Consider the following 14,675-nt stretch of genomic DNA (forward strand, 5'->3'; position numbering starts at 1 on the left):
CGGACATTCAGATGTCGGCAATTGAAGGTGTGCAATGGACTCCGCTCATGCTCGCCGCGCACAGCCGTCGCCGTCATTCTAATAAACGTCCTACTGAAATCTCAGAAGCGACCTACAGATTTCAGTCATATTTCAGCGCTAGTTTGAAGCCATTCACCCGGAGCGACATCTCATCACCCGACCTTCTGTTGTGGAGACTTGCATGATGAACGACGGTAACGAGTGGCAACTTGCATTGCCCGAATTCCTGCACGAGGCTGAAAAGCTGCTGGCCAAATCGGAAGAGTGCCTGAGCCACCTGCACATGATCCGCAACGACAGCGACGCCATCGACTGCATGAAGGTCAGCCTGATCAAGCTCGCCGAAAAGGCCGACTGCCTGGCCCTTCGGGCGATCAGCGAATTCTCGCGGCATATCCAGTACCTGATCGCCAATGCCGAAAACCCTTTGCATCTGCATGATCAAGCCCTGGACGCGCTGGAACAGTGCCTGACATTGCTGGCCTGGCAGTTGGAGTTGATTGATGCAAAGACCGGCAAACTGGGATTGGATGAAGCAGAGCAAACGACGTTGATTGCCACTGTAACGCTGCATATTCCGCAAAAAGATTTCGGTTCTAAACCGCAACAACGGGTACATCACGCGTCTTGATCGAATATCAGGTCGTATTTAAACCTGAAGTTATCTGAAAACGACATAACCCTATTAATACAATGGGGTTGAATCTCGCAGGCAAAGATATCAATTAGCCATTAACGGTCATAACGATACAATCAAACGCAAATAATATAACTCCCCCACGCCATAAACTCTGGGAATACCGCCCGGAGCATTTGTGCGGTTAAAAACCCCGCCAGGCACGGCACCAGGCGACCAACGGTAATAGTGGTGGTACTATGCCCCACTCGAAGTGACTCAACTTCATCATGCATAAACACGATTCGATAACGCATTCTAAACAGAGCCCTGTCAGCCGCCGTGACCGGTCTTCCCGCAGCGAACCCTCATTGGCTCCATCCGCTATGTACGCCAGTCTCAAGACACTCTTCGCATGGTCCGCGTCCCGCAGTAATGCACGCCGTTTGATCCTCGCCCTGTGCCTTGGCTCGCTGCTGCTGAGCCTGTGGGCCTATACCCGCGCCGCGCCGCTTCCATTGCTGGTGATTGTGCTCAACCTGGCCACCCTGGTGGTGGTTGGCCTGCAACAGTGGCGGTCACGCAAGTCGATCAAGTTCCAGCCCCAGGAACTGGCCGACCGCCTGCTGCAAGTGCAGGAGAACGAACGCCACCGCCTCAGCCGCGAATTGCACGACGATATCGGCCAACTGCTCACCGCCGCCAAGCTGCAAAGCGAATGGCTCAAGCGCCGCCTGCCCGACGACCTGCAAAGCCAGTGCACGGTGCTGTGCAACACCCTGAATGAAACCCTGGCCAAGGTGCGCGACGTCTCCGCCATCCTCAATCCTCGCCAGTTAGCCAGCCTGGGCCTGGAAGCCAGCCTGCGTGCGCACCTGCTCAAGACCCTGGAAAACACCCCGATCCACTGGAGCCTGGAATGCCAGCAACGGCTGACCGGCATCCCGGAAGAAACGGCCGTGGCCGCCTTTCGGATCACCCAGGAAGCGGTGACCAACATGCTGCGCCACGCCCAGGCGCGCAATCTGCTGGTTCGCCTGCAACGTCTGCCCGAGGGCCTCTCGCTGTTTATCAGTGATGACGGCCAGGGCTTTTCGCCGGCCATCAACCCAGGCCTGGAAGGCCAACGGGGCATGGCCGGCATGTCCGAGCGGATTGATCAGCTTGGCGGTTCATTATCCGTCAGCAGCCAGCCAGGCAAAGGAACACGGATCGAAGCGCTTTTCCCCTGGGCGCCCCGCGCCCTCGAACGGGCCAGTTCCCCTAAGGTTCTCGAGTGACCTGCAAATTACTCCTGGTAGATGACCATGCACTGATCCGGGCCGGCGTCCGCGCGCTGGTCCAAGACATTCCCGGCTACACGGTGATCGGCGAAGCCAACGATGGCGCGCAGTTACTGGAGCAGTTCAGTGCCCTGCTGCCTGATATCGTGCTGCTGGACCTGTCGATGAAGCACACCGGCGGCCTGGATGCCTTGCAGCAACTCAAGCGCGCCTACCCCAAGAGCAAGGTGCTGATCCTGTCGATGCACACCGACCCGGAGCTGATCATGTGCGCGCTGGAGTCCGGGGCCCATGGTTACCTGCTCAAAGACACAACAGCCAACGAGCTGGAACACGCGCTGCTGGCGTTGCGCAACAACGAGCGCTACCTGAGCCCGGCGATTGCCCACACGGTGATCAACCAGGCGCTGGTGCGCAGCCAGGGGCCGATCACACCCGCCGGCCACAGCCACAACCTCACGGCGCGGCAGTTGGAGATCCTGCGCTTGATCGTGCGCGGCAAGTCCACCCGGGAGATCGCTCACGGCCTGGGCCTGAGCATCAAGACCGTCGAGGCGCACCGCTCGCAGATCATGAAGCGCCTGCAAATCTTCGACGTGGCCGGCCTGGTGCTATTCGCGGTGCGCGAGCAGATCATCAGCCTGGACGACTAACGGCGAACCCACCGGCAAGTGCACCCGCAAGGCCTTGGGCAACGCCTCGAAGTGCAGGTCATCACCCTCCAGCGGCTCGCCATCCAGGTTGATGTACAGGCCCTGTGCAACCTTGATATTCACCCACGGCAGCCGCGCCCGCACGAACATGGTGTCCAGGCCCCAGCCATTGTTCATCAGCTCACGCAACGTACCGACCACTTCCTGGGGCGCCGGCAGGATGCTGACATCCAGCAGGCCGTCGTCGGCCATCGCGCCTGGGCATAGCTCATGCCCACCGCCTGCCTGGCGACCGTTGCCGATCCCCAAGGCGAGCAGTTCGCCTTTCCAGTGGAAATCGGGACCATCCAGCTCGGCATAGGCAGCCTTCAACTCGCTGAAACGCGTCAAGCCGGTGAACAGGTAGGCCGCACCGCCGAGGACTTTTTTCAGGTCTTCGGAAGTGTTGGCGGTGACCTGGCTGCCGAAACCGCCGGTCGCCATGTTGAGGAAGATTTGCCCACCGACCTGGCCGAGGTCGATGGCTTTGGGCGGCACGTCCAGCAGCGCCAGCGCCTGGGCGGGCTCCAACGGCACGCCGGCGGCCTTGGCGAAATCGTTGGCGGTGCCCAGCGGCATCAGCACCAGGCTGGCGTCGGTCTTGGCCTGGGCCATGGCTTCGGCCACATCGCGCAGGGTACCGTCGCCGCCACCGGCGATGATGTGGGTGTAGCCGTCAGCCAAGGCTTCGTTGACCAGGCGCTGGGCGTCGCCGCCTTCCCAGGTGACCCGCACCGCCAATTCTTCGCCCTGCTCGCGCCGGGCCTGCACGGCGGCGCGCACGTCCTCGTTGAGGGCTTGCTTGCCGTGGAGGATCAACAGTGCTTTGGGGGTGGTCATTGGGGGAATCTCCTGATTCAAAGGTGCTTGGAGAATGGGACCTTTGGGGAGTGGGTTTGGTTTACTGAGTGCCTATCCATTTTTTTGGTAATGGTGGGCCTGTCCCCCGGCACCTCGCCTAGGCTCGGGGGCTACCTGACGTATAGAGATCAAACGGTGGGAGGGGGCTTGCCCCCGATGGCGGTGTGTCAGTTGATGCATCTGCAACTGCCCCACTGCTATCGGGAGCAAGCCCCCTCCCACATTTAACCGAGATCGACAGTAACAACCCGGCCGGCTCCAGGCCGCCGTGCTCTTGCTTTTGATCTTGATCTGGGGCGCCCCGTCAAACGCGCTGGCCGAACGCAGGCTTTGGAGCGTGGGTAAACCGGCAGGACGCCGGGTTAGCCTTTACCGCAGCAATGGATAGGTACCCAGTCAGCTCTTATGAAGCTTACTCATCAACTGCGCCTCAGCCTGGGTCAACCCACACGATTGAGTAAGCTCATCCACCGTAGCCCCCATCCCCACCAACTTCGCCGCCTGTGCAAACGAAAGACTGGAAGGATCCCGCTGCTCAATCTGCGCAAGTTTATCGGGCAACGGCGCAAGAATGGCGCGCAGTTCATGCACCTCATCCCCCACCTTCACCGCACTCTGCTGGTAATGATCAACCCGCCTGACCAACTCCAGAATGCGCCGGTCACGCACCGCATCACGCTCGGCCTGTTGCAGGCCCAACTCACGCTGCTGGCGCACATAACGCAGCAAGAATGCCAACGTCCCGGCCCACAACAGGGCCAGGACAATTACCACGGCCTCAAAGAACAATCAGATGCTCTCCAGTTCCGACCATTCTTCTTCGCTCATCATCTTGTCCAGCTCAACCAGAATCAGCAGTTCGTTGTTCTTGTTGCACACGCCCTGGATGAATTTGGCGGATTCTTCGTTACCGACATTCGGCGCGGTTTCCACTTCCGATTGGCGCAGGTAAACCACTTCGGCCACGCTGTCGACCATGATACCGACCACTTGCTTGTCGGCTTCAATGATCACGATGCGCGTGTTGTCGCTGACTTCAACGGTATCCAGGCCGAAACGCTGACGCGTGTCGATGACCGTGACCACGTTGCCGCGCAGGTTGATGATGCCCAGCACGTAGCTTGGCGCACCCGGTACCGGAGCGATCTCGGTGTAGCGCAGCACTTCCTGCACGCGCATCACGTTAATGCCGTAGGTTTCGTTGTCCAGTTTGAAGGTAACCCATTGCAGGATCGGATCATCTAAACCTTGTGCGGACGCTGACTTATTCATACCCCTGACCCCTCAAATGCCGATGTATACGGCGTGTGTGCTTCGCTGACCGCACTCGCATGCGGACCTTATTGTTCAATCAACTGCGTTTGTTCTGTGGCATCGCCTTGACCGCGCCACTGGCAATCAACTCGGCCAGTTCGGCGACGTCGAGCAACGCGCACATGTGTTCGATCACGGTACCCGCCAGCCAAGGCCGTTGGCCCCGGTGGCTGCGCCATTTGATTTCGTTCGGGTCCAGGCGCAACGAGCGGCTGACTTGATGCACCGCCAGCCCCCACTCATAGCCTTGCACCGAAATCACATACTGCAAGCCCTGGCGAAAATCATCGCGGTAGCGGTCGGGCATGACCCAACGCGCGGTGTCCAGCACCTTAAGGTTGCCGGCCTGGCTGGGCAGGATGCCGAGGAACCACTCCGGTTGCCCGAACAGCGGCGTCAGCTCCTGGCCTTCCAGGGAATAGATCGAGCCCAGGCAGACCAGTGGCACCGCCAGGGTCAGCCCGGCGACGTCGAACAGCAGGCACTCGAACGGCTCGGCGGCCCACGCCGGGCGGCCATCACCGGTGACCGGTGGCGGTGTGATGCTCGGCGGCAGATGGACTTCGACCACCGGCTCGACCACCACGGGTGCAACCACCACAGGCGCAGCCACGACAGGCGCCACCACCGTGGGCGTGATCGGCACCACAATCTGCGCATCACGCGCTTGTTCTTCCAGCACCGCCAACTGGAATTCATCCAGTGCGGCTTCGGGTTCGACGGCGGGCTCCAGCACCAGGATCGGTTCGGGCAGTTCTTGCGCCGTGGCCTCCTGCAGCAAGGCATCCAGATAGGATTCCAGCGCCAGTTGCGGCCGGGTCTTGGTCTTGAGTTCGACGGGACGGTTCATCACGCCACCTGCGCCACAAGTTGCTGGGACAGCAGGTGCTTGAGCAACGCGCGGTACGCCAGCACGCCACGGCTCTTGCCGTCGAACTGCGACGGCGTCAGGCCGGCGCGGCTGGCGTCACGCAGGCGCGTGTCCACCGGTATGTAGCCATTCCAGATGGTGTCCGGGTAGGCATCGCGCAATACGCGCAACGTGCCGAGGGACGCCTGGGTGCGACGGTCGAACAGGGTCGGCACGATGCTGTAGGGCAACGCCTGCTTACGCGAGCGGTTGATCATCGCGAGGGTGCTGACCATACGCTCCAGGCCTTTGACCGCCAGGTGTTCGGTCTGCACCGGGATCACCAGTTGCTGGCTGGCCGCCAAGGCGTTGACCATCAGCACGCCCAGCAACGGCGGGCTGTCGATAATCGCGTAGTCGAAGTCCTGCCACAGTTGCGCCAGGGTCTTGGCGATCACCAGGCCCAGGCCACTCTGCCCCGGCGACTGGCGCTCAAGGGTTGCCAGCGCGGTGCTGGACGGCAGCAAGGAAATGCTTTCATTGCTGGTCGGCAGCAGCAGTTGCCCCGGCAAGTCGGCAGGCACGCTGCCTTTGTGCAGGAACAGGTCGTAGTTGCTGTGCTCCAGCGCATCCGGGTCGTAGCCGAAATAGCTGGTCATCGAGCCATGGGGATCCAGGTCCACCACGACCACACGCTTGCCCGCCTCCGCCAGCAAGCCGGCTAAAGCGATGGAGGTGGTGGTCTTGCCGACTCCACCTTTTTGATTGGCAACTGCCCAGACTCTCATTCGGTTGGTTCCTCCCGGCAGGCATTGGCGCGACCGAGACATTGCATAGGTTATTGAGCCGGCGACGGAGAATTGACGGCACTCTGACGAACCGGCGGCTTTGCAGGGGCCGGTGCAGTTTGTGTGCCAGCCCGCTTCAAGGCCGCATCCGGTGTTGCATTGGCGGTGCCCGTGCCGGTCAGGCTGCGGCGTACATCCAGGTTGCGGGACACCACCAGCACCACGCGACGGTTGCGCGCGCGGCCTTCCACCGTAGCGTTATTGGCCACCGGCTGGAACTCGCCGTACCCCACCGAGGCCAGCCGTCCGGGGTTCACGCCCTGCATCGCGAGCATGCGAACGATGCTGGCGGCACGCGCCGAAGACAGTTCCCAGTTGGTCGGGTACTGCGCCGTGTTGATCGGAAAGTTGTCGGTAAAGCCTTCAACGTGGATCGGGTTTTCAAACGGCCGCAGGATCGACGCCACTTTGTCGATGATGGTAAACGCCTGGTCGCTGGGCATCGCATCGGCGCTGGCGAACAGCAGGCTGGAATTGAGCTCGATCTCCACCCACAACTCATTGCCACGCACGGTCATCTGGTTGGAGCTGATCAGGTCGCCAAACGCGGCACTGATGTCGTCGGCGATGCTTTTCAGCGGATCGCTGGTGCCGCCCACGCCGGCGGCGGTTTCGTCACTGTCGTTGACCAGCGGCTTGGCCGGGGTCACGGTCTTGGGCCGTTCTTCACCGATAGGAATCGGCTTGAGGGCACGGTCGGCGTCGTTGAACACGCCGATCAGCGCCTGGGAAATGACTTTGTACTTGCCTTCATTGACCGACGAGATGGAGTACATCACCACAAAAAACGCGAACAGCAAGGTGATGAAGTCCGCGTAGGACACCAGCCAGCGTTCGTGGTTGACGTGTTCTTCAGGCTCGCGACGGCGACGGCTCACAGGCAACTACCTCCCTGAACACAAGACTCACTGCCAACCGGTTCATTGTGGCGAGCGAGCTTGCTCGCGTTGGGGCGCGAAGCGGCCCTGATAAATCCACCACCGCTCTCTCGCGGAAACCGGGTTGCACGTCTTGGGGCTGCTTCGCAGCCCAGCGCGAGCAAGCTCGCTCGCCACAGTAAGGTCGTGTCGATGTTCATACCCATCAATCCATGAAGCCCTGGAGCTTCAATTCGATCGAACGCGGGTTCTCGCCCTCGGCGATCGACAGGATGCCTTCGAGGAGCATTTCGCGATAACGCGACTGGCGCATGGCGATCGACTTGAGCTTGCTCGCCACCGGCAACAGCACCAGGTTGGCACTCGCCACGCCGTAGATGGTGGCGACAAACGCCACGGCAATCCCGCTGCCCAGTTGCGAAGGGTCGGCCAGGTTGCCCATCACGTGGATCAGGCCCATGACCGCACCAATGATACCGATGGTCGGCGCGTAGCCGCCCATGCTTTCAAAGACTTTGGCGGCATTGATGTCGCGGCTTTCCTGGGTATAGAAATCCACCTCCAGGATGCTGCGGATCGCTTCCGGCTCGGCACCGTCCACCAGCAATTGCAGGCCTTTGCGCGCGTAGCTGTCGGGCTCGGCATCGGCCACGCCTTCCAGGCCCAGCAGGCCTTCCTTGCGGGCGGTGAGGCTCCAGTTGACCACTCGGTCGATGCCGCCCGGCAAGTCGACACGCGGCGGGAAAATAATCCAGATCAGGATCTGCATGGCACGCTTGAACGAACTCATGGGCGACTGCAGCAATGCCGCGCCCACCGTGCCGCCGATCACGATCAACGCTGCCGGACCGTTGGCCAAGGCGCCGAGATGGCCGCCTTCGAGGTAGTTGCCGCCGATGATCGCGACAAACGCCATGATGATGCCGATCAGGCTCAATACATCCATCAGAGGCAAGCCTCCACCAGATGCTTGCCGATATCGTCCAGGCTGTAGACCGCGTCGGCCAGGTCCGCTTTGACGATGGCCATGGGCATGCCATAGATCACGCAGCTGGCTTCGTCCTGCGCCCAGATGGCGCTGCCGCCCTGCTTGAGCAGGCGCGCGCCTTCACGGCCGTCGGCGCCCATGCCGGTGAGCACCACCGCCAGAACTTTGTCGCCGTAGGACTTGGCTGCCGAACCGAAGGTGATATCCACGCACGGCTTGTAGTTCAGGCGCTCATCGCCCGGCAGGATTTTGATCGCGCCACGCCCGTCCACCATCATTTGCTTGCCACCTGGGGCCAGCAACGCCAGGCCAGGGCGCAGGATGTCACCATCCTCCGCTTCCTTGACGGTGATGCGGCACAGCTTGTCCAGGCGTTCGGCGAAGGCTTTGGTGAAGGCGGCGGGCATGTGCTGGATCAGCACAATCGGCGCCGGAAAGTTGGCCGGCAGTTGAGTCAACACGCGCTGCAGGGCGACCGGGCCGCCGGTGGATGTACCGATGGCGACCAGCTTGTAGGCCTTGCGCTTGGGCGCCGGCGAATGAGCGCTGGAGGCCGATGCACGGGCAGGCGCCACGGCAGGCCGAGTAACCGGTGCTGGCGCAGGAGCAGGTCGACCAAACGAAGGCGCCGGCGCAGACGGGGCCGCGACCGGTGCAGGCGTCGGCGTCGGCGCGCTGAACAGGCTGCGTCGGTTACTGCGCGAAATGCTGTGCACCTTCTCGCACAGCATCTGCTTGACCTTCTCGGGGTTGCGCGAGATGTCTTCGAAATTCTTCGGCAGGAAATCCACCGCGCCAGCGTCCAACGCGTCGAGGGTCACTCGAGCGCCTTCGTGGGTCAGCGAGGAGAACATCAACACCGGGGTCGGACAGCGTTGCATGATATGGCGAACTGCCGTGATGCCATCCATCATCGGCATCTCGTAGTCCATGGTGATCACGTCCGGCTTCAACGCAATGGCTTGATCAATCGCTTCTTTGCCGTTGGTGGCCGTGCCGACCACCTGGATCGTTGGATCGGCGGAAAGAATTTCCGAGACGCGACGGCGGAAGAAACCCGAATCGTCCACCACCAGGACCTTGACTGCCATAAACACTCCGTTAGGCGGGGCGGGCATTACCGCCCTGCCCCACCAGAATCAAATACGCCGAGCGGCGTAACGCTTGAGCATGCTCGGAACATCGAGAATCAGCGCGATCCGACCGTCACCGGTGATGGTCGCACCCGACATGCCCGGGGTTCCCTGCAGCATTTTGCCCAAAGGCTTGATGACCACTTCTTCCTGGCCCACCAACTGATCGACGACAAAGCCGATCCGCTGGGTGCCCACGGAGAGGATCACCACATGGCCTTCGCGCTGCTCTTCATGGGCAGCCGATGCCACCAGCCAACGCTTGAGGTAAAACAGCGGCAACGCCTTGTCGCGCACGATCACCACTTCCTGGCCGTCCACCACGTTGGTGCGCGACAGGTCGAGGTGGAAGATTTCGTTGACGTTGACCAGCGGGAAGGCGAACGCCTGGTTGCCCAGCATCACCATCAAGGTCGGCATGATCGCCAGGGTCAACGGCACCTTGATGACGATCTTCGAGCCCTGGCCCTTGGTCGAGTAGATGTTGATCGAGCCGTTGAGCTGACTGATCTTGGTCTTCACGACGTCCATGCCGACGCCACGGCCGGACACGTCGGAGATCTCGGTCTTGGTCGAGAAGCCCGGGGCAAAGATCAGGTTGTAGCACTCGGTGTCGGTCAGGCGGTCGGCGGCGTCCTTGTCCATCACGCCACGCTTGACTGCGATGCTGCGCAAGATGCTCGGGTCCATGCCCTTGCCGTCATCGGTGATCGACAGCAGGATGTGGTCGCCTTCTTGCTCCGCCGCCAGGATCACCTTGCCGCCACGGGACTTGCCCGAGGCTTCGCGTTCTTCCGGGGTTTCCACGCCGTGGTCGACGGCGTTGCGCACCAAGTGGACCAGCGGGTCGGCCAGGGCCTCGACAAGGTTTTTGTCGAGGTCGGTTTCTTCACCCACCAGTTCCAGGTTGATCTCTTTCTTGAGCTGGCGAGCCAGGTCACGAACCAGCCGTGGGAAGCGGCCGAAGACTTTCTTGATCGGCTGCATCCGCGTTTTCATCACGGCGGTCTGCAGGTCGGCGGTCACCACGTCGAGGTTCGACACGGCCTTCTGCATGGCTTCATCGCCGCTGCTCAGGCCCAGGCGGACCAGGCGGTTACGCACCAGCACCAGTTCGCCGACCATGTTCATGATGTCGTCCAGGCGCGCGGTATCAACCCGCACGGTGGTTTCGGCTTCACTGGCGGGCTTCTCGGCAACCGGTGCCGCTGCAGCACGTGCAGGCGCCGGAGCGGCGGCCGGTGCGGGCGCAGGCTTGGCGGCCGGTGCAGGGGCGGCGGCTTTGGCGGCAACCGGTGCAGCCGTGGCCACCGCAGCGGCCGGAGCAACTTCGCTGAACTTGCCCTTGCCGTGCAACTCGTCCAGCAGGGATTCGAATTCGTGATCGGAAATCAACCCATCGCCTGCCGGTGCAGCAGCGGCAGGCGCTGCAGTGCTGGCAGCCGCTGCAGGCGTGGCGGCGACGGCCGGCAAGGCATCGGCCGCGAAAGTGCCCTTGCCATGCAGTTGGTCGAGCAACGCTTCAAATTCGTCGTCGGTGATGTCAGTGCTGACGGGCGCGGCAGGTGCCGCGGCAGCAGCAGCCGGTGGCACGGCGTCGGCCGCGAACTGGCCTTTGCCGTGCAACTGGTCGAGCAGGGATTCGAACTCAGCGTCGGTAATGTCTTCGCTGGTCGGCACCGCTGCCGGAGCAACGGCGGCCGGTGCTTCTGCCTCGGCCTTGACGGCACTGAGGGAGTTGAGCAGCTGTTCAAACTCGCTGTCGGTCACATCCGCTTCGGGCTCTGCCACAGGTTCCGGCGCCGCTTCAGCCACCGGCGCAGCCGACAGGTCGGCAGGCTCGGCATAGCGCGCCAGGGCGGCCAGCAGCTCCGGAGTGGCTGCGGTGATCGGGGCACGTTCGCGCACTTCGCTGAACATGCCGTTGACCGCATCGAGTGCTTCGAGAATCACGTCCATCAACTCCGAATCAACGTGACGCTCACCCTTGCGCAGGATGTCGAACACGTTCTCGGCGATGTGGCAGCACTCCACCAGCTCATGGAGCTGGAGGAAGCCGGCGCCCCCTTTTACAGTATGAAAACCGCGAAAAATTGCATTGAGCAGGTTCGCATCATCCGGGCGGCTTTCCAGCTCGACCAGTTGCTCGGACAGTTGCTCTAAAATTTCGCCGGCCTCTACAAGGAAATCCTGAAGGATCTCTTCATCGGCGCCGAAGCTCATGGGTGTGCTCCTTAGAAGCCTAAACTGGATAACAGGTCATCTACGTCATCCTGACCTGACATAACGTCTTCACGTTTATCGGCATGAATCTGCGGACCTTCACCCTTGGCGAGATGTTTTTGTGGATCTTTTTCCGAGAGGATCGCTTCGCGGTCATGTTCAATGCCGGCGAAACGATCAACTTGGCCTGCCATAAGCACCAATTTGAGCAAGTTGCTTTCCACTTCGGTGACCAATTGGGTCACACGCTTGATCACCTGACCGGTGAGGTCCTGGTAATCCTGGGCCAGCAGAATGTCGTTGAGGTTGCTGGAAACCGTGCGGTTTTCCTGCTCGCTGCGTGACAAGAACCCGTCGACCCGACGCGCCAACTCACGAAACTCTTCAGCCCCGACTTCGCGGCGCATGAAACGGCCCCAGTCGTGGCTCAAGGCCTGGGCCTCGGTGGCCATGCCGTTGACCAGGGGCGTGGCGTTTTCCACCAGGTCCATGGTGCGGTTGGCCGCCGCCTCAGTCAGCCTGACCACATAGGACAGGCGTTCGGTGGCATCGGTGATCTGCGAGATCTCTTCGGCCTGGGGCATATGCGGGTCAATCTGGAAATTGACGATCGCACTGTGCAGCTCGCGCGTGAGCTTGCCCACTTCCTGATACAGGCCGCGGTCACGGGTCTGATTGAGCTCATGGATTAACTGCACCGCATCGCCGAACTGGCCTTTTTCAAGGCTGTCGACCAACTGGTGAGCATGCTTTTTCAGGGTCGACTCAAAGTCTCCCTGTGACGTTTCTTTATGCTCCATAGCTCCCCCGCGATGGCATTAGCCGTGGATGCGTTCGAAGATTTTTTCGATCTTCTCTTTCAAGGCCAATGCAGTGAATGGCTTGACCACGTAACCGTTAACCCCGGCTTGGGCGGCTTCGATGATCTGTTCACGCTTGGCTTCGGCGGTCACCATCAGCACGGGAAGGCTGCGTAGTTTTTCGTCAGCGCGCACGTGGCGCAGCAAGTCGATACCGGTCATGCCCGGCATGTTCCAGTCCGTTACCAGAAAGTCGATGCTCCCGCTGTTGAGGATCGGAATCGCCGTAATGCCGTCATCCGCCTCGACCGTGTTAGTGAACCCAAGGTCACGCAACAGGTTTTTTATGATCCGCCGCATCGTTGAAAAGTCATCAACGATGAGGATTTTCATGTTCTTGTCCAATTCGACCTCCAAGCAGTCTTAAACGCGCCCAGCACCTGGACGCGCCATTTCAATCAACAGGCATTACACAAAAAGGACGCCTCGGGCACCACGGGTCGAAACCGCGAAGGCTTGCTGCCCTCGCGGTATCGTCTGCAGTGTCCCCACACTGCCTGTCAGCGCGCTCGCCACTCTCCCAAACGCCCCCGCAAGCGGGCTGCGCACTGGCTGTGCAACTGGCTGACCCGCGATTCGCTGACCCCCAGGACCTCACCGATTTCCTTGAGGTTCAGCTCTTCGTCGTAGTACAGCGCCAACACCAACCGCTCACGCTCCGGCAAATTGGCAATCGCGTCCGCCAGCGCACCCTGGAAGCGTTCATCTTCCAGGTCACGCGACGGCTCCATATGAGCACTCGCGCCATCCTCGTGCAGCCCTTCGTGCTCGCCGTCCTGCAAGAGGTCGTCGAAACTGAACAGGCGGCTGCCCAAGGTATCGTTCAAAATCCCGTAATAATCGTCGAGACTCAATTGGAGTTCGGCCGCAACTTCGTGATCTTTAGCGTCGCGACCGGTTTTTGCTTCAATTGCGCGAATTGCGTCACTGACCATGCGCGTATTGCGATGCACCGAGCGCGGTGCCCAGTCACCTTTACGCACCTCGTCGAGCATCGCGCCACGGATACGAATCCCCGCATACGTCTCGAAGCTCGCCCCCTTGCTCGCGTCGTATTTGGTCGACACTTCGAGCAAACCGATCATGCCCGCCTGGATCAGGTCTTCGACCTGGACGCTGGCGGGCAGGCGTGCCAGCAAGTGATAGGCGATGCGCTTGACCAGTGGCGCGTAGCGCTCGATCAACTCACCCTGGCTGTCACGGGCCGACTTTTTGTAAGCGTTATAGCCGTTCGCTGTCATAGCACGGGTCCTGCGCTCGTCTGATGCACCAATCGCTCGACGAAAAACTCCAGATGCCCCCGAGGGTTGGCGGGCAACGGCCAGGTATCGACCTTCTGGGCAATAGCCTTGAACGCCAATGCGCATTTGGAACGAGGGAACGCTTCGTAGACTGCACGCTGCTTTTGCACAGCCTTGCGCACACACTCGTCGTAGGGAACTGCGCCGACGTATTGTAAGGCGACATCGAGGAAGCGGTCCGTGACCTTGGTCAACTTGGCGAACAGGTTGCGCCCTTCCTGCGGGCTCTGGGCCATGTTGGCCAGGACGCGGAAGCGGTTCATGCCGTAGTCACGGTTAAGCAGTTTGATCAGGGCGTAGGCGTCGGTGATCGAGGTGGGTTCGTCGCAGACCACCAGCAATACTTCCTGCGCGGCGCGCACGAAGCTGACCACGGACTCGCCGATCCCGGCCGCGGTGTCGATCACCAGCACGTCGAGGTTGTCGCCGATATCACTGAAGGCCTGGATCAGCCCGGCATGCTGTGCCGGGCTCAGGTGCACCATGCTCTGGGTGCCGGAGGCGGCAGGCACGATGCGGATGCCGCCGGGGCCCTGCAGCAGCACATCGCGCAGCTCACAGCGGCCCTCGATCACATCGGCAAGGGTGTGTTTGGGCGTCAGCCCCAGCAGAACGTCGACGTTCGCCAGCCCCAGGTCAGCATCCAGCAGCATGACGCGACGGCCAAGCTCTGCCAGGGCCAGGGACAAATTCACTGACACGTTAGTTTTCCCGACGCCACCTTTGCCGCCGGTCACCGCGATCACCTGTACGGGATGCATGCTGCCCATTTTATTTCTTTACCTTGTCTTGCTTAGACGCAGGCTA

Annotated in this window: 16 protein-coding genes; 3 read left to right on the forward strand and 13 right to left on the reverse strand. The window is 61.1% G+C overall.

The genetic code is table 11. The annotated features are described in order from the left end of the window. The first annotated feature begins 205 nt into the window (after positions 1 to 205). The 3 genes from QCBJ_RS27310 (at position 206) to QCBJ_RS27320 (ending at position 2,573) form a co-directional block, all read left to right on the forward strand. A complete protein-coding gene (locus tag QCBJ_RS27310; protein ID WP_102062041.1) occupies positions 206 to 652 on the forward strand; it encodes a hypothetical protein in 447 nt (148 codons plus the stop codon). 371 nt (positions 653 to 1,023) lie between these two features. Further along, positions 1,024 to 1,917 (forward strand): sensor histidine kinase, encoded by an 894-nt coding sequence (locus QCBJ_RS27315; RefSeq protein ID WP_102061979.1) that lies wholly within the window; start codon positions 1,024 to 1,026, stop codon positions 1,915 to 1,917. After that, a complete protein-coding gene (locus tag QCBJ_RS27320; protein WP_015885164.1) occupies positions 1,914 to 2,573 on the forward strand; it encodes a response regulator transcription factor in 660 nt (219 codons plus the stop codon). Before QCBJ_RS27315 ends, QCBJ_RS27320 begins: the two co-directional genes overlap by 4 nt. Here the strand turns inward: QCBJ_RS27320 and yegS are convergent. From yegS to fleN, 13 genes are all read right to left on the reverse strand, one after another. Then, positions 2,532 to 3,452, reverse strand: coding sequence for a lipid kinase YegS (gene yegS, locus QCBJ_RS27325; RefSeq protein WP_102061980.1), 921 nt, complete (start codon positions 3,450 to 3,452; stop codon positions 2,532 to 2,534). The genes QCBJ_RS27320 and yegS overlap by 42 nt on opposite strands. 417 nt (positions 3,453 to 3,869) lie before the next feature. Next, positions 3,870 to 4,262 carry a DUF2802 domain-containing protein gene (locus QCBJ_RS27330; RefSeq protein WP_102061981.1) on the reverse strand — a complete coding sequence of 131 codons (393 nt, stop codon included), beginning with the start codon at positions 4,260 to 4,262 and terminating at the stop codon, positions 3,870 to 3,872. Continuing rightward, positions 4,263 to 4,745, reverse strand: a complete 483-nt coding sequence (locus tag QCBJ_RS27335) for a chemotaxis protein CheW (RefSeq protein WP_005790025.1) — start codon at positions 4,743 to 4,745, stop codon at positions 4,263 to 4,265. 79 nt (positions 4,746 to 4,824) lie between these two features. Further along, positions 4,825 to 5,637, reverse strand: coding sequence for a CheW domain-containing protein (locus QCBJ_RS27340; protein ID WP_015885167.1), 813 nt, complete (start codon positions 5,635 to 5,637; stop codon positions 4,825 to 4,827). Next, a complete protein-coding gene (locus tag QCBJ_RS27345; protein WP_015885168.1) occupies positions 5,637 to 6,425 on the reverse strand; it encodes a ParA family protein in 789 nt (262 codons plus the stop codon). Before QCBJ_RS27345 ends, QCBJ_RS27340 begins: the two co-directional genes overlap by 1 nt. A gap of 50 nt (positions 6,426 to 6,475) precedes the next feature. Beyond that, complete coding sequence (motD, locus tag QCBJ_RS27350; protein ID WP_043205705.1) at positions 6,476 to 7,363, reverse strand: flagellar motor protein MotD; 888 nt, start codon at positions 7,361 to 7,363, stop codon at positions 6,476 to 6,478. 205 nt (positions 7,364 to 7,568) lie between these two features. Then, positions 7,569 to 8,309, reverse strand: coding sequence for a flagellar motor protein (locus QCBJ_RS27360; protein WP_010166125.1), 741 nt, complete (start codon positions 8,307 to 8,309; stop codon positions 7,569 to 7,571). After that, positions 8,309 to 9,442, reverse strand: a complete 1,134-nt coding sequence (locus QCBJ_RS27365; protein WP_102061983.1) for a chemotaxis response regulator protein-glutamate methylesterase — start codon at positions 9,440 to 9,442, stop codon at positions 8,309 to 8,311. The genes QCBJ_RS27360 and QCBJ_RS27365 overlap by 1 nt, the downstream gene beginning before the upstream one ends. Before the next feature lie 48 nt (positions 9,443 to 9,490). Continuing rightward, positions 9,491 to 11,707: a chemotaxis protein CheA gene (locus tag QCBJ_RS27370; protein WP_102061984.1), complete on the reverse strand. Its 2,217-nt coding sequence runs from the start codon at positions 11,705 to 11,707 to the stop codon at positions 9,491 to 9,493. An 11-nt stretch (positions 11,708 to 11,718) separates the two neighbouring features. Further along, a complete protein-coding gene (locus QCBJ_RS27375; RefSeq protein WP_015885172.1) occupies positions 11,719 to 12,507 on the reverse strand; it encodes a protein phosphatase CheZ in 789 nt (262 codons plus the stop codon). Positions 12,508 to 12,525: 18 nt separating this feature from the next. Beyond that, positions 12,526 to 12,900 (reverse strand): chemotaxis response regulator CheY, encoded by a 375-nt coding sequence (locus QCBJ_RS27380; RefSeq protein WP_015885173.1) that lies wholly within the window; start codon positions 12,898 to 12,900, stop codon positions 12,526 to 12,528. Between the two features lie 167 nt (positions 12,901 to 13,067). Continuing rightward, entirely contained in the window at positions 13,068 to 13,808 is a 741-nt protein-coding gene (gene fliA, locus QCBJ_RS27385; RefSeq protein ID WP_015885174.1) for an RNA polymerase sigma factor FliA, read from the reverse strand. Further along, the gene (gene fleN / locus QCBJ_RS27390) at positions 13,805 to 14,638 is read right to left on the reverse strand and encodes a flagellar synthesis regulator FleN (protein ID WP_003192912.1); all 834 of its coding nucleotides are present in this window, start codon (positions 14,636 to 14,638) and stop codon (positions 13,805 to 13,807) included. Before fleN ends, fliA begins: the two co-directional genes overlap by 4 nt. Positions 14,639 to 14,675 lie beyond the last annotated feature (37 nt).

This window comes from Pseudomonas sp. QC2 (assembly GCF_002859085.1).
Taxonomy (GTDB): domain Bacteria; phylum Pseudomonadota; class Gammaproteobacteria; order Pseudomonadales; family Pseudomonadaceae; genus Aquipseudomonas; species Aquipseudomonas petroselini.

What these genes read in the sequence shown, in the direction of transcription:
- QCBJ_RS27380 (WP_015885173.1), bottom strand. Translation starts at nt 12,900, where the DNA reads ATGAAAATCCTCATCGTTGATGACTTTTCAACGATGCGGCGGATCATA.
- fliA (WP_015885174.1), bottom strand. Translation starts at nt 13,808, where the DNA reads ATGACAGCGAACGGCTATAACGCTTACAAAAAGTCGGCCCGTGACAGC.
- yegS (WP_102061980.1), bottom strand. Translation starts at nt 3,452, where the DNA reads ATGACCACCCCCAAAGCACTGTTGATCCTCCACGGCAAGCAAGCCCTC.
- QCBJ_RS27315 (WP_102061979.1), top strand. Translation starts at nt 1,024, where the DNA reads ATGTACGCCAGTCTCAAGACACTCTTCGCATGGTCCGCGTCCCGCAGT.
- QCBJ_RS27310 (WP_102062041.1), top strand. Translation starts at nt 206, where the DNA reads ATGAACGACGGTAACGAGTGGCAACTTGCATTGCCCGAATTCCTGCAC.
- QCBJ_RS27335 (WP_005790025.1), bottom strand. Translation starts at nt 4,745, where the DNA reads ATGAATAAGTCAGCGTCCGCACAAGGTTTAGATGATCCGATCCTGCAA.
- QCBJ_RS27375 (WP_015885172.1), bottom strand. Translation starts at nt 12,507, where the DNA reads ATGGAGCATAAAGAAACGTCACAGGGAGACTTTGAGTCGACCCTGAAA.
- QCBJ_RS27340 (WP_015885167.1), bottom strand. Translation starts at nt 5,637, where the DNA reads ATGAACCGTCCCGTCGAACTCAAGACCAAGACCCGGCCGCAACTGGCG.
- QCBJ_RS27370 (WP_102061984.1), bottom strand. Translation starts at nt 11,707, where the DNA reads ATGAGCTTCGGCGCCGATGAAGAGATCCTTCAGGATTTCCTTGTAGAG.
- QCBJ_RS27360 (WP_010166125.1), bottom strand. Translation starts at nt 8,309, where the DNA reads ATGGATGTATTGAGCCTGATCGGCATCATCATGGCGTTTGTCGCGATC.
- QCBJ_RS27345 (WP_015885168.1), bottom strand. Translation starts at nt 6,425, where the DNA reads ATGAGAGTCTGGGCAGTTGCCAATCAAAAAGGTGGAGTCGGCAAGACC.
- fleN (WP_003192912.1), bottom strand. Translation starts at nt 14,638, where the DNA reads ATGGGCAGCATGCATCCCGTACAGGTGATCGCGGTGACCGGCGGCAAA.
- QCBJ_RS27365 (WP_102061983.1), bottom strand. Translation starts at nt 9,442, where the DNA reads ATGGCAGTCAAGGTCCTGGTGGTGGACGATTCGGGTTTCTTCCGCCGT.